This window comes from Arthrobacter tumbae (genome assembly GCF_016907495.1).
GTDB classification, from domain to species: domain Bacteria; phylum Actinomycetota; class Actinomycetes; order Actinomycetales; family Micrococcaceae; genus Arthrobacter_D; species Arthrobacter_D tumbae.
In genome coordinates, this window is record NZ_JAFBCC010000001.1 from 1,238,927 (window position 1) to 1,252,386 (window position 13,460).

General features: G+C 63.6%; 12 protein-coding genes. 5 read left to right on the top strand and 7 right to left on the bottom strand.

Annotation, left to right across the window (positions count from 1 at the left end; translation table 11 throughout):
• The first annotated feature begins 45 nt into the window (after positions 1 to 45).
• A complete protein-coding gene (locus JOD47_RS05910) occupies positions 46 to 945 on the top strand; it encodes a hypothetical protein (protein ID WP_204532859.1) in 900 nt (299 codons plus the stop codon).
• 78 nt (positions 946 to 1,023) lie between these two features.
• Here the strand turns inward: JOD47_RS05910 and JOD47_RS05915 are convergent, their stop codons facing one another.
• The 6 genes from JOD47_RS05915 to JOD47_RS05940 all read right to left on the bottom strand — a co-directional run bounded on the left by JOD47_RS05915 (position 1,024) and on the right by JOD47_RS05940 (position 8,387).
• Positions 1,024 to 1,506, bottom strand: a complete 483-nt coding sequence (locus JOD47_RS05915) for a hypothetical protein (RefSeq protein WP_204532861.1) — start codon at positions 1,504 to 1,506, stop codon at positions 1,024 to 1,026.
• On the bottom strand, positions 1,503 to 3,968 hold the full coding sequence (locus tag JOD47_RS05920; protein WP_204532862.1) for a molybdopterin oxidoreductase family protein: 2,466 nt from the start codon (positions 3,966 to 3,968) through the stop codon (positions 1,503 to 1,505). Before JOD47_RS05920 ends, JOD47_RS05915 begins: the two co-directional genes overlap by 4 nt.
• Positions 3,969 to 4,077: 109 nt before the next feature.
• The gene (locus JOD47_RS05925) at positions 4,078 to 5,067 is read right to left on the bottom strand and encodes a glycosyltransferase family 2 protein (protein WP_204532863.1); all 990 of its coding nucleotides are present in this window, start codon (positions 5,065 to 5,067) and stop codon (positions 4,078 to 4,080) included.
• The gene (locus JOD47_RS05930) at positions 5,064 to 6,092 is read right to left on the bottom strand and encodes an iron-containing redox enzyme family protein (protein ID WP_204532864.1); all 1,029 of its coding nucleotides are present in this window, start codon (positions 6,090 to 6,092) and stop codon (positions 5,064 to 5,066) included. Before JOD47_RS05930 ends, JOD47_RS05925 begins: the two co-directional genes overlap by 4 nt.
• A gap of 160 nt (positions 6,093 to 6,252) precedes the next feature.
• Positions 6,253 to 7,134: a manganese catalase gene (locus JOD47_RS05935; protein WP_204532865.1), complete on the bottom strand. Its 882-nt coding sequence runs from the start codon at positions 7,132 to 7,134 to the stop codon at positions 6,253 to 6,255.
• 347 nt (positions 7,135 to 7,481) lie between these two features.
• Positions 7,482 to 8,387, bottom strand: a complete 906-nt coding sequence (locus JOD47_RS05940; protein ID WP_372432791.1) for an SDR family oxidoreductase — start codon at positions 8,385 to 8,387, stop codon at positions 7,482 to 7,484.
• Between the two features lie 147 nt (positions 8,388 to 8,534).
• Here JOD47_RS05940 and JOD47_RS05945 point away from each other — a divergent pair, with 147 nt between their 5' ends.
• The 3 genes from JOD47_RS05945 (at position 8,535) to JOD47_RS05955 (ending at position 11,651) form a co-directional block, all read left to right on the top strand.
• Positions 8,535 to 9,491 (top strand): TIGR03885 family FMN-dependent LLM class oxidoreductase, encoded by a 957-nt coding sequence (locus JOD47_RS05945; protein WP_204532866.1) that lies wholly within the window; start codon positions 8,535 to 8,537, stop codon positions 9,489 to 9,491.
• Positions 9,491 to 11,164 carry an alpha-amylase family protein gene (locus JOD47_RS05950; RefSeq protein ID WP_204532870.1) on the top strand — a complete coding sequence of 558 codons (1,674 nt, stop codon included), beginning with the start codon at positions 9,491 to 9,493 and terminating at the stop codon, positions 11,162 to 11,164. The genes JOD47_RS05945 and JOD47_RS05950 overlap by 1 nt, the downstream gene beginning before the upstream one ends.
• A gap of 148 nt (positions 11,165 to 11,312) precedes the next feature.
• Positions 11,313 to 11,651, top strand: coding sequence for a DUF3140 domain-containing protein (locus tag JOD47_RS05955; protein WP_204532871.1), 339 nt, complete (start codon positions 11,313 to 11,315; stop codon positions 11,649 to 11,651).
• Here JOD47_RS05955 and JOD47_RS05960 read toward each other — a convergent pair.
• Positions 11,617 to 12,438 (bottom strand): SGNH/GDSL hydrolase family protein, encoded by an 822-nt coding sequence (locus JOD47_RS05960; protein ID WP_307836209.1) that lies wholly within the window; start codon positions 12,436 to 12,438, stop codon positions 11,617 to 11,619. The genes JOD47_RS05955 and JOD47_RS05960 overlap by 35 nt on opposite strands.
• Before the next feature lie 109 nt (positions 12,439 to 12,547).
• Here JOD47_RS05960 and JOD47_RS05965 point away from each other — a divergent pair, with 109 nt between their 5' ends.
• Positions 12,548 to 13,384 (top strand): SDR family oxidoreductase, encoded by an 837-nt coding sequence (locus tag JOD47_RS05965; RefSeq protein ID WP_204532872.1) that lies wholly within the window; start codon positions 12,548 to 12,550, stop codon positions 13,382 to 13,384.
• The last annotated feature ends 76 nt before the right edge of the window (positions 13,385 to 13,460 follow it).

A 13,460-nucleotide genomic window follows, 5' to 3' on the forward strand; every position in this document is an offset into this window, starting at 1 on the left:
GGTTGCTTATGAAGTCGCCTTAGGGCCCTGACATCAGGAGGCACCATGAGTACACCAGGAACAGGGAACGACGATCGGGACTACCGCCCCAGGCATGCGGATGAGTCCTCCACTCCGGACGCTGGGGATTCCCGGCGTCGTGACGCACGCACATCAGACGCCGAAACACGTGCGATCAACGTTGACCGTAACAACGACGGCATTGACGACCGCTCCCAGCGCGATGACCGCTCCAGCCACACAGCGGCCGTCCCGGTGTCACACACCAGCGACCGCAACGACCGCGACCGCCGTGGGAGAGACCTCGATCCTGACGACAACCGGGACTATGACCGCGACCGCGACGTCACGCCGGTTCCCGTCGGAGCGGAGCGGGATGCGCTTCATCAGCGCGAGAAAGAGACGTTCGGCGGCATGAAGTTCGGCGCCGCCTTCTTCGGCTGGCTGACTGCCACCGGCATGGCAGTCATTCTCACCGCGCTGGTGGCGGCCGCGGGCGCAGCGTTCGGCCTTTCGACCAACACCAGCCTGAATGAAGCGACCAACCAGGCGTCTGAGAGTGCCCAGACTGCCGGAATCACCAGCGCCATCATCCTCCTTGTCATCCTCCTTCTTTCCTACTTCGCCGGCGGATATGTTGCAGGGCGCATGTCCCGGTTCAACGGTGCCAAGCAGGGTATTGCGGTCTGGCTGTGGGCGATCATCATTGCCATCCTCGTTGCCATCCTCGGCCTCATTTTCGGATCGCAGTTCGACGTCCTGGCGAATCTGAACAGCTTCCCCCGCCTGCCCCTGAATGAGGGCGCGCTGACCACTGCCGGCATCATCGCCGTCGTCGTCGCGCTGCTTGCAGCGCTGGCCGGTGCGGTATTGGGCGGACTGGCCGGTATGCGGTATCACCGCAAGATCGACCGCACGGACTACGACGCCATCGACAACCGGTAGCCCCATCGGAAGTTTTGTGCAGCTCCGGTGACTCCCAGAGATGGGAAGTCGCCGGAGCTGCACAAAACTTCCCGAGGGTTAGCTGATCAGCGCCTGTGTTGAGTTCACCTTCAACATGGCATTGGCCCAGCGCATCTGCCGCAGGGTCTGGGGATGGCACCGCTTCGTCACATCGAGGAGATCCGTGTGCTTGATCCCCTGCGCCGCCTGGGCCAGCATCTCCCAGTCCACTGATACGCCGGATGCTTTCATGTAGATCTCCCGCAGGTCCCGCAGCATCAGTAATGCCGGAGCGCTCCGCCGCCCGAGAATATCGCTTCCCGCCTCGCGGACCTTCTCAGCCAGGTTGAACTCATGGCGTGGCTCGGGATCGAGGTTTTGACCGTACTGCTTGCCGATCTCCGCGATCTCCCGGACGTGGTCCTGTGACCACCTCGCGAGGTCCCTGCCCAGATGGTAGATCTCGTGATCCACCTTGTTCCGCTCGGAGACCTGCAGCAGTTCGAGTGCAAGGTCATTCTCCGAGCGATGCAGCTCGTGAAGCACCAGGCCGATTTTCATCGTTGCCCTTCCGTCCCAGCGCCGTTCAGCGTCTCCTGAACCTCGGCGTTATGCGAGCCCTTTGTTTCCCGACCGATCGGGCGGATGGGAGCGGACGCCGTCGTCGTCGGCGCTGCGGAAGGCCCCTTGCCGGATTTGAGCTTCCGTATGCTTGCTGCCGCCGTTTTGAAGATCGGCTGTTTCGACGCCGGATCCCAGTCAGTGATAGTCAGCTCGTTTGCAGCCCTGCCGGCCTTGTCCGGTTTGTGGCCGCCGTCGGTGTCCCAGTAACCGTAATGGAAGGGCAGGAAGAGCACGCCGTCGCGGATGCCGCTGATCCTCACCTTCGCCTCAACCGATCCGCGGGGAGTGGACACCCGGGTCAGGTCTCCCTCTGCGATGCCGAACGCCTTGGCATCGTGGTCCGACATCTCCACCCACACCTCGGGAGCGGCGGCCTGAAGCTGCGGTGCCCGCGCCGTCTTGGTCCGGGTATGGAAGTGGTAGAGGGTTCGCCCGGTGATGAGCTGGAACGGGTACTTCCCGCTTGGAATCTCGTGTGGCGGCATATATTCAGCCGCCTTGATGATTGCCTTGCCCTCAGGGTTCATGGCCTTGTACTCGTCCGGTTCGAGCGGGGCACCGGTCACGAGGTCTCGCCCGTAGCTTTCGCAGTACTCCGGCGAACTCCAGAATTTGCCGTCGGCATAGATACGTTCGGAACCTTCCGGGTTTTCCTCATTGCACGGCCACTGGATTCCGGAGCCTCCGCGGAGCTTTTCATAGGTTATGCCGGTGTAGTCGCACGGACGGCCCCGCGTGCATTCCTTCCAGGCCTCGAAGGCGGACTCCGGATCATGCCAGGTGACCAGCGGTTGGCCGTCCTTATCCCGGAGGTCCAGCCGCCGGGCGTACTCGAGGAAGATGTCGAGATCGGACTTGGCATCCCCGGGCGGATCGACGGCCTTCTCGGAAATATGCACGGTCCGATCCACATTGGTGAAGGTTCCGGTCTTTTCTCCCCAGGTCGCAGCAGGAAGGACGACGTCGGCCAGTTGCGCGGTCTCGGACAGGAAGATGTCCTGAACCACCAGGAACAGGCGGTCCTGCGTCAATATGGAACGCACCCGCTGCAGTTCCGGCAGCGAAACGGCCGGATTGGTGCCGCTGACCCATAGCATGCGGATGGATCCGTCCTCGACGTACCGCATCATCTGCATGACGTGCGTGGGCGGCGAGTAATGCGGAATCTCCATGGGATCCACGTTCCAGACCTTGGCGAGATCTTCCACGTGGGCGTCGTTGGACCAGTTACGGAAGGCCGGGAGATCACCGTCGCCGCCGCATTCGCGGGTGTTCTGTGCGGTGGGCTGGCCGTTCATCTGCAGGATCCCGCAGCCGGGCTTGCCCAGCATTCCCCGGATGATATTGATGTTGTTGACCTGGACGGCTGCCGCCGTGGCCTGGTTGGACTGATAGAAGCCCTGAAGCACAGTGGACAACAGCCGCTCAGCCCGCCCGATGATGCCCGCCGCTTCCCGGATCCGGTCAGCCGGTACATCGCAGATGTGTTCCACCACCTCCGGCGGGTACTCCTTGACCCGCTTCTCGAGTTCGCTGAAGCCGACGGCGTGGGCCTGGATGTAATCGGAGTCAATCCAGCCGTTGGCGATGATCTCGTGGAGCAGCCCGTTCATGAGGGCCACGTTGGTCCCCGGGCGTGGAGCGAGGTGCACCGTTGCGGCCTTGGCAACCGGGGTCAGGCGTGGATCCACGCAGATGATCTGCGGCGGGTTGGGGCCGGCAAGGCGGTCAAGAACCCGGGTCCAGAGAACCGTCTGCGTTTCAGCCATGTTGTGACCGTAGAGTGCAATCACATCAGCGTGATCGATGTCCGTGTAGGAACCGGGCTGGCCATCACATGCGAACGATTCCTTCAGCGCTGCGGCCGCGGTGGCGGTGCACAGTCGGGTATTGCCGTCCACGTGGTTGGTGCCGAGTCCGCCGTGCGCAACGATGCCGAGGGTGTAGTACTCCTCAGCGAACAGCTGGCCTGTGGTGTAGAAGCCGATTGCACTGGCGCCCTGCTCATCGAGCAGGTCCCGGGTCTTCCCCACGATCCTGTCCATCGCGGTGTCCCAGTCCGTCTCGACAAGCTTTCCGCGCTTGCGGATGAGCGGCTTGGTCAGCCGGTCCGGAGACGAGTTGGCCTGCCAGCCATACAGGTCCTTGGGCCCGAGGCGTCCATGGTTGACGCGGTCATCAGCCCTCCCGCGGACTCCGGCGATTCGGTCATCCTTCACGGCGATGTCCAGCGCATCACCGTTGGAGTGGAGAATGGATGCGGTCTGTACCCACCGATCAACATCCCCTGCCTGGAGCCCCTCCTCCAGGTGCATATCCACCCGAACAGGCCACGGCTCACCCGACGCGTAGGGGGTCCGCGTTCCCCATGGTTCAGCGATGCGGTCCTTCTTGCTCATGCACTCGCCTCCAGTTCTTCAGTAAAGATTGCTGGGCGTACCGGTCGCCGGAAGGCACCAGCGCTCTTCTCGGTGGGTCCTCTCTGACCGTATCGAAGCCCGCAGGACCCTACAAGGGCGGGCTGTGGCGATGAAACCTCGCTTCGGCGTGCCTGCGCCGGAGAGCGCCGACGGAATTTCCCGCCTTTGGCAGCTTCGATCCGGCATAGGGAACGCCGCCGGTCAGCCGCAGAAACAGGGCCACCCAGACGGTCAGCATGCGCTCTGCCAGCCACGCCGGCGCCCACAGCGCAGCCGACGCGTTGAAAACCAGCCTGCCGCCCCGCCGTCGTCGTCCTGTTTCTGCCAAACCAACGACGACGGCGGCAACCGCCGGGAAGGCAATCGCACCGTAGCGGTGCACCAGCAGGATCAGCGCGGGAAGCAGGGACAGCTCCAGGAGGAGCCGCGGGGGTTGGGCGAAGTCGTCGTAGGCCTGCCGGATCCGTTGGCGGCGGAAGTGGCCGGCGGCAGGCGGGATCCTTCCGACGAAGAGGTCATCCGCGCGGATTTGCTTCCCGCCCGCCGCGCGCACGGTGCGCAGGAGTTCGAGGTTTTCGAACAGGACGTCGCCGTCATAGCCTCCGGTAGCTCTCAGGGTGGAGCGGCGCACGCCCACGGTGCCCGGGAAATCTGAGCCCAGCACGCGGTTGAGCAGCGTTCGGCCGGTATCCCAGCGGGCATGCCACGGAAGGGTGAGGAAGTAATTCTGGGGGCGGACGACGTCGGCTTCGTCAAGCAGCTCCATCATCCGGCGGAATGCAGGCGGATCGTAGCGGACGTCGTCATCGGCAATGATGATCCGTTCGCAGGACGCCTCTGCCAGTCCGGTCAGCACTCCGGCCACTTTGCCGTTGCGGCAGGTGAACCGCGGGCGGAGATGGCGAACCGTGGGCGGGAGGGCCGAGGCATGCCGGGCAAACAGTTCATCCGGCGACCCATCCACCACGAGCACCTCGGCCTGCTGCGCAACCTTGCCGAGGTACACGGCGAGCGCGGCCAGTCCGCAGTCCTCCGTCCACCGCAGCGGCAGGATGTAGGTCGCTGCGGGCGGTGTCATGTCCGAGCGGGCGCGGTTATCCGGAGGGACGACTCACCTTTCTCCCAGGTGGCGATGATGTGCTCACCGAGCATGCCGTCGAGCGCGAGGGCAGCCGTTGCTCCGAAGTAGACATCCTCGAGCAGTTCCGGCTCGGCCTCCACCAGTCCGCCGGCGAGGTCCCGTCCTGCGATCTGCTCATGGACGGCGTCGGCCTCGACATGCTCGTCGAAGTACCAGGTAACGTCCTCGTCGAATCCGAGCCTCCGGAAACCGTTTCCGTAGAGGCGGTTGGGCTGGGACGAGGTCATCTCATACGCTGCGAGGTGTCCCACGATGGCGCCGCGCAGCCGTCGGTGCAGGCCGAACAGCGACATCATGTTGGATGAGGCAAGGGTCAGGGCAGGTACGGCGTCAACGTAGTGACCGTAGGTGTCATCGAGTCCCACCCCGCGCATGGTGCGTGCGAAGAGCGCTGAATGCATCCGGTCCGGCCGCCCGCCGCCGTATTCATCGGCCTGTATTTCCACCATTGCCGCCTTGGCCCGCCCGTTCAGCCGCGGGATGGCCCAGGTGTGGGGGTCTCCTTCCTTGAGCTGGTAGACCGATTTGTGGATCAGGAACTCCTGCGCCTGCTCCAGGGTTGCCTTCTTCGCGACGAACCGGGACACGCTTGGCCCGGTATCAGCCGCGGCGAGTTCGAAGAGAACGGCTGCCACGCCATCGGAATCGCGCGGTTCCAGCGAGGGGAGGTCGACGGCGGCGCGCAGGGCCGATTCGAAGTCCCGCTCGATCTCCCGGCGAACTGCAAGGGGGCCGGGCTCCCATTCCCAGTCGGGGTGCGCTCCATCGATGCCACCGTAATGCAGCTCGTAGAGGCAGAAAAGGGTGAGCTGAAGGTCATCATCCGCCAGTATTCCGGAGGAGCCGCCAAGCCCGTTGCCCACCGCGTTCTGCAACGTTTCAATGCCCTCGGCGTGTGGCTCCTGCGGAAGCAACTCCAGCAACGCCGTGCTCGCAACCCCGCGTGGTTCAGGACTCCTCATGGCAAACCCTCTCTACCCAGGTGGGCCGACGCCGTCGTCCCCATCAACAACCTGATGCTAAGCCTACTGTCTAGTTGAGCGGAGCGGGCACCGGGGCCGAGCGGGCACCGAACAGCCCGCCGCAATGGGGCGCAGCGGGCCGTTCGCCGGGAATGTGGGCCTACTCCTTGTGCAGCTTGTCCTGCATGCTTCCGGCCATCTTCTCCATGGTGTTCGGCAGCTCAGTTGTCCCGTAGAACCGCGAATCGGGATGAGTGGGAGGCGGCATGGGCGCCGACGTCGTCGGGCCCTCGTGGTAGGTGAATTCGCCATGCCCGTCCGGGGTGGGACCGGACGCCCACGCACCTTCCGCGGCGGCCTTCCCATCGGAGAAATTCTGGAATTGGTAGGACACGCTTCGCTCCTCTTTGTTGAGCGGGAAGTTGCTCGGCACAGGAAGGCTTTCCGACCCTTCTTCCTGCAATTCGCGAGCCGCTGCGATCCACTGGTTCTGGTGCATGGTGTCACGCGCGAGGAGGAAGGAGAGCATGTCCCGGATGCCGTGATCATCGGTCATATGGTAGAGCCGAGCCACCTGGAGCCTGCCCTGCATTTCGGCGTTGGCGTTGGCGGTGAAGTCGGCCAGCAGGTTGCCGCTCGCCGTGATGTAGCTGCCGGACCAGGGGTTGCCCATGCTGTCAACCGGACGGGCACCCGCGCCGGCAACAATCGCCTGCTGCATGTCAGTACCACCCACCACGGCGGCAATCGCCGGATCGGACTGGACGGCCTCGTCGGTGATGCCCAGGGGTGCTTTCTCAAGCAGTTGGGCGATCATGGTCGCCAGCATCTCAACGTGGCCAAACTCTTCGGAACCGATTCCGAAAAGCAGGTCGCGGTACTTGCCGGGTATATGGGTATTCCATGCCTGAAAGCTGTACTGCATGGCTACGGTAATCTCACCGTATTGCCCGCCGAGAACCTCCTGCAGCTTTCTGGCGTACACGGCATCGGGCTTGTCGGGTGTGGACTTGAACTGCAATTCCTGCTTGTGGAAGAACACGGGGAAACCTCCGTGATTGCGGCTCCGGGTCTGTTCGGCCAACTCATCTGTCCGGGCTGGAGAGCGCGGAACCTCGTTCCTCGACGCTAACCCGGGCACCCAGCGGAGGGGAAGTGATAAGCACGCTTATTTTTTCCTGGCCCGCGTCCCAAGGATTTTCCAAGGTCTGCTCGCCATAGTGAAAGCGCAGGACAGAGACGGGCGAGACCACCTTCTCCTCCTGCCGGCACTGGCATTGCCAGAGCCCCCCCGAGCGGGGCCGTCCCGTTTCCCCGACTGAGACGGCCCCGCCCGGGAATCACTCCGGACACTTCTTCCCGAACGCTCTAACGCCGGCACACTTCGGGTTACGGCGTCGGGCTTCCGCCGTTAACGTTCAGGGTCTCGCCGAGCACGTAACTCGATTCGGGTGATGCGAGGAAGACGTACGCCGGCGCAAGTTCGGTGGGCTGGCCGGCGCGCCCCAGCGGGGTGTCCTTTCCGAACTCGGGCAGCGCATCCTTTGGCTGCCCGTCCGATACCTGCAGCGGTGTCCAGAACGGACCGGGGGCGACGGCGTTCACGCGGATGCCGCGCGGCGCCAGCTGCTGCGCGAGGCCCTTGGTGAAGTTGTTGATCGCAGCTTTGGTGCTGGCGTAGTCGAGGAGCGTCGGTGACGGGTTGTACGCCTGGATCGACGTGGTGTTGATGATGCTCGATCCGGCCGGCAGGTGCTTCAACGCTTCCCGCGTGATGCGGAAGAACGAGTAGATGTTCGTCTTGAATGTGTGGTCAAGCTGCTCGTCGTCGATGTCTTCAAGCCGCTCCACCGCGATCTGCTTGCCCGCGTTGTTGACGAGGATGTCAAGGCCGCCGAGGCCCTCCACCGCCCGTGTCACCAGGTCCTTGCAGAACTCTCCGTCCTTGATGTCGCCGGGCAGCTTCACCGCCGTGCGTCCACACTCTTCAATCAGGCGGACAATCTCGTCAGCGTCCGCCTCCTCCTCGGGAAGGTAGGAAAGCGCGACGTCGGCGCCTTCCCGTGCGAACGCAATGGCCACTGCCGCACCGATGCCGGAATCAGCTCCCGTGATGAGGGCTTTCCTGCCCTCAAGGCGGCCGGTGCCGCGGTACGACTCTTCGCCGCGGTCTGTCTGCGGCTCAAGATTCTGGTCCAGTCCAGGCTCCGGCTGGTCCTGTTTAGGCGGGGAAATCTCGGGGAACCTGGTGACGGGGTTCTGGAAGGTGTACTGGTCTTTCGATGCGTTGCTCACGATTTCCTCCTGGCAATCCGGGCAGTCGGTGTAACGCCTCCCTTGAGGGCGAACCGAAGGAAGACTAGGCTCACATGCAAAGGTAAGCCTACTTATCACACTATGCCGGACCCGCTAAGGGCTTCAAGGCCGAACAGGGAGGCGCGCATGACGCTGATTGGTTTTCACGCATCACACGAGCAAAATACACCGTCGCAGCTACTCGAGGATGTCCAGCTCGCTGAGCAGGCCGGGTTCGAGGCCGCCATGTGCTCCGATCACTTTGAGCCATGGTCACGGGCACAAGGCCATTCCGCCTTCGCCTGGTCCTGGCTCGGGGCCGCGCTCGCCACCACCCGCCTGCGCTTCGGCGTTGTCTCCGCGCCTGGGCAGCGATACCACCCCGCTATCATCGCCCAGGCAAGCGCCACCCTGGCGTGCATGTTTCCCGGACGCTTCTGGGCGGCCCTGGGCAGCGGTGAAAATCTCAATGAACACATCACCGGAGACCCCTGGCCACCCAAGAATGTGCGGCAGGAACGCATCGAGGAGTGTGTCGACATCATCCGGCGCATGCACGACGGCGAGGAGGTCACCCACCGCGGCCATGTGACCGTGGATCGCGCGCGATTGTGGGAGATCCCTGAGGTGAAGCCGCCGCTCATCGCTCCGGCAATCAGCGTTGAGACTGCTGAGCGTAGCGCCCGGTGGGCGGATGGACTGGTAACGGTCAACCAGGAACCCGCGAAGCTCGCCGACATGCTTGCTGCCTACCGAGGTGCAGGCGGCAGGGGAAAAGCGGTCCTCCAGGTGCACGTGTCCTGGGCGCCGACGGAACAGGAGGCTCTTGAGGTGGCACTTCGGCAGTGGGGGTCTAACACCCTGTCACCCCCAACGGCGTGGGATTTAGCCCGCCCCTCCGACTTCGAGGAAGCCACACGGGACGTCACCGAGGAGAAGCTTCGAAGCACCGTACAGATTTCGGCGGATCTCGCTGTCCACGCCCAACGATTGCGGGAGTTCGCAGACCTCGGCTTCGATGAGCTGTACCTGCACTACGTGGGGACGGAGCAGAAGCCGTTCATTGAGGCCTTTGCCGAGCGTGTTCTGCCCGAGGTCCGCTGATGCGCGTCACGGACACCTCTGACCTCTGGTGGAAGAACGCGGTCATCTACTGCCTGGATATCGAGACCTTCTGCGATTCCGACGGCGACGGCGTGGGGGATTTCGCCGGTGCTGCCCAGCGGCTGGACTATCTCGCAGAACTCGGCATCACGTGCGTCTGGTTGATGCCGTTCTATCCTTCGCCGCAGCGTGACGATGGGTACGACATCATCGACTTCTACGGGGTGGACGGGCGGCTGGGTTCCCTCGGAGACCTGGTGGAGTTCATCCGGACGGCGAAGGACCGCGGAATGCGCGTGATTGCGGACCTCGTGGTCAACCACACTTCCGATCAGCATCCCTGGTTCACGCAGGCGCGTTCCTCGAAGGACAATCCCTACCGCGACTTCTACGTCTGGCGATCGGATCCGCCGCCGGATACCTCCAGTGAGGTGGTGTTTCCGGACAAGGAGAACTCCATCTGGACCAAGGACCGGAAAACGGGCGAGTGGTACCTGCACCGCTTCTATTCGCACCAGCCGGACCTCAATGTCGCAAATCCCATGGTCCGTGACGAGATCGCCAAAGCGATGGGCTTCTGGCTGGAACTGGGGCTTTCCGGGTTCCGGGTGGACGCTGTGCCCTTCTTCCTTGAAACGAAGGGCATTGATGATCAAGCCGGGGACCCGCACGACTATCTGCGCAACCTGCGCCGGTTTCTCTCGCGGCGCACCGGTGACGCAGTGCTTCTCGGCGAGGTCAATCTTCCCTATGAACAGCAGGTCGAGTTCTTCGGTGACGCCGCTGATGAGCTCAACATGCAGTTCGACTTCGTGACAATGCAGCAGATGTACCTGTCCCTGGCCCGGGGCGATGCGCGTGCACTGGCACGCACTCTTACCGACCGGCCCTCCATCGATCCCGACAGCCAATGGGCCACTTTCGTCCGGAACCATGACGAGCTGACCCTGGACAAACTCCTGGACTCCGAGCGGCAGGAAGTATTCGACGCCTTCGGACCTGAAAAGAACATGCAGGTATACGGCCGGGGCCTCAAGCGGCGGCTCCCTCCCATGCTGGGCGGCGATCAGCAGCGCATCCGCATGGTGTATTCGCTGCTGTTCTCCCTCCCCGGGACGCCGGTGCTGTTCTACGGCGAAGAGATCGGGATGGGTGAGAACCTGGCGGCCGAGGGCCGGCTGGCTGTACGCACCCCGATGCAATGGACAGACGAGGACAGCGCCGGCTTCTCCTCCGCGCCGCCGGACAAGCTGGTGGCGCCGCTCGTGGAAGGGGAGTTTGGACCCGACAAGGTCAATGTGGTCGCCGCCAGGCGGGATCCGTCATCCCTGCTCGGCTTCATGGGTACCCTGATCCGCCGCTACCGGGAATGCCCCGAACTGGGCTGGGGCGCGTTCTCGCTGATCGACACCCCCAACCCCGCCGTATTGGCTCACCGCTGCGACTGGGAAGAAAACTCCCTGTTCATCTTCCATAACTTTGCGGCCGAGCCCGCCGAAGCGTCGGTGAAACTGAACGACGGCGATGTGCCCGACGGCGGTGGCATCCTCACGGACCTGCTGCAGGACACCCGGACCGATATCCATCCGGGCGAAACCCTCAAAGTGAAGCTGCCCGCCTACGGATACCGGTGGCTGCGGATTCAGGTTCCCGGTGCCGGCCGGCTGTGGTGATTGGCTTGGAACCAGCCCTAGAAAATGGTGGCGAAGAAGCCGGCTCCGACGGAGGCCACCATGGCGATGACTAAGAGCCAGACAATCGGGACGCGGTACTTGTTGATGAAAGTCATGATGAATCCAGTGTACGAGGACAGGAGTAGACATGTCGGACACCACCAGCGTTGACGAGGTCTGGGACGAATGGAAGGAAGCCGTCAATATGACGGCATCCCAGGTGGAGAAGTGGCTGGACACGGAGGAATCAAAGGAGGTCGGGCAGAAGGACGACGGCGGCGAGTCAGTTGGGCACGCGTCCGGCCGCCGCATCATCAAACTCCTGTCCACGAAGAAAGCGGACCTCACCGACTCAGACGCTGCGCACATGCGCAAGGTGGTGGGCTATGTCCACCGGCACCTCGCGCAGAAGCCTTCCTCCGACGTCGAGCATTCAAAGTGGCGCTACTCGCTCATGAACTGGGGGCATGACCCGCTGAAGGACTGAACCGCCCGGCTGCCAGTCGCTTCAGCCCGTCTGCCGGGCGGATCGGTACAGGCCAGCGCGGCTCGAGGTCATCACCGAGAGTCACATTGCGCAGGCGCCGTCCAAACATTGGGATCACCCACTCACCCCACCACACTGACTCCGCGCGGAGCAGTTCGGCCATGGTCGAACGCTGCCGGGGCCGCAGGGGTTTGGACGTGAGCGTGTGGTCGATGCCAAGCACGCGCAGCACCTGGGCGGCCATGTTCCTGTGGCCGGCCGGGGACATGTGGAGGCGGTCGATGTCCCAGAGGCGCGGATCGTCGTACTCCTCGAAGCACCAGTAGTCCACGAGCAGGGCGCCATAGGTGTCGGCGATCCGGCGCACATGGTCGTTGTAGGTCCAGTTCCGGCGTCGCATCGGTTCGAGGACCGGATGCAGTCGGACGTCGAAACCCGTGAAAAGGAGTGGCCGGGCGCCGGCGGCCGCGATGCGGGACACCATTTCCTCGTAGGTCTCCATGAGCGGGGTGATGCTGGCGCGCAGTTCGAGGATGTCGTTCCCACCGGCATAGACGCTGACAACGCTGGGGTGGAGGTCGAGCGCGGGCTGCAGTTGCTCGTCGACGATCTGGCGAAGCCGCTTGCTACGGATCGCGAGGTTGGCGTAGCGCCAGCTCGGGTCCTGTTTGCTCAGTTGTTTGGCCACGCGATCCGCCCAGCCACGGACGCCATTGGGATAGCGGGAGTCCCAGTCCCCCACTCCCTCCGTGAAGGAATCACCGATCGCGACATACAGCCTGGACACCGCTCCACGGTAGGGATGACGGACGACTTTCCTTCGTCATTCACGTTTCGCCGCGGGAAAGTCACGGTGAATTCGGAATATTGAAGCAGGTCCGCGCGCTCAACCCAGCATGACTCCACGACTTGCGGTTACCGGCTCAACCGGACGCGTCGGCGGCGAAATAGCCCGCCGCCTGTCCCACGCAGGATACGAACAAACGCTTCTGGTGCGTGACCCCGCACGGGCGCCGGACCTCCCGGGAGCGACAATCGCGACAGCGAGCTACGCCGACCGGGAGCCCGCAGTGAAGGCGCTGCACGGGAGCGACGTGCTGTTCATGGTGTCCGGTGCAGAAGCCGAGGACCGCGTGGATCAGCACCGAACGTTCATCGATGCCGCCGTGGAAGCCGGCGTTCAACACATTATCTACACCTCCTTCCTTGCCGCTGCGCCGGACGCGACCTTCACGCTGGGCCGGGATCATTGGGCAACCGAGGAGCACATCCGCAACTCCGGAATGGCCCACACGTTCCTGCGGGACAACTTCTACCTGGATGTTCTGCCTCTTTTCGCGAGTGACGAAGGCGTGCTTCGCGGACCTGCCGGCAATGGCCGGGTAGCAGCAGTGGCGCGGACGGACGTGGCGCGTGCCGCCGTCGTCGTGCTTGAAAATCCGAACGCGCACGTGGGGCGGACCTGGGATCTCACCGGCCCCGAAGCCCTCTCGCTCAGCGAGGTCGCGGCAATCGTCACGCGGGTGACTGGTCGCCAGACCCGCTACGAGGAGGAGACCGTGGAGGAGGCCTATGCTTCACGCGCCTCCTACGGGGTTCCGGACTGGCAACTGGACGCGTGGGTGACCACCTACACAGCGATTGCCTCCGGTCAGCTGGAACGGACGACGACGGCGGTGCAGGACCTCACCGGAGCAGCACCATTGAATCTCGAAGCATTGCTCAGGCGGTAGAAGGCGCGCTGGTGGTTCCGAGCCGCTAATCAGACAAAACCCTTGACTCAATGGGGCATCAGGCTTACGTTAGTAA

Excerpts from the sequence above, each read along its gene's own strand:
- JOD47_RS05910 (WP_204532859.1), top strand. The coding sequence starts at position 46 with ATGAGTACACCAGGAACAGGGAACGACGATCGGGACTACCGCCCCAGG.
- JOD47_RS05915 (WP_204532861.1), bottom strand. The coding sequence starts at position 1,506 with ATGAAAATCGGCCTGGTGCTTCACGAGCTGCATCGCTCGGAGAATGAC.
- JOD47_RS05920 (WP_204532862.1), bottom strand. The coding sequence starts at position 3,968 with ATGAGCAAGAAGGACCGCATCGCTGAACCATGGGGAACGCGGACCCCC.
- JOD47_RS05925 (WP_204532863.1), bottom strand. The coding sequence starts at position 5,067 with ATGACACCGCCCGCAGCGACCTACATCCTGCCGCTGCGGTGGACGGAG.
- JOD47_RS05930 (WP_204532864.1), bottom strand. The coding sequence starts at position 6,092 with ATGAGGAGTCCTGAACCACGCGGGGTTGCGAGCACGGCGTTGCTGGAG.
- JOD47_RS05945 (WP_204532866.1), top strand. The coding sequence starts at position 8,535 with ATGACGCTGATTGGTTTTCACGCATCACACGAGCAAAATACACCGTCG.
- JOD47_RS05950 (WP_204532870.1), top strand. The coding sequence starts at position 9,491 with ATGCGCGTCACGGACACCTCTGACCTCTGGTGGAAGAACGCGGTCATC.
- JOD47_RS05955 (WP_204532871.1), top strand. The coding sequence starts at position 11,313 with ATGTCGGACACCACCAGCGTTGACGAGGTCTGGGACGAATGGAAGGAA.
- JOD47_RS05965 (WP_204532872.1), top strand. The coding sequence starts at position 12,548 with ATGACTCCACGACTTGCGGTTACCGGCTCAACCGGACGCGTCGGCGGC.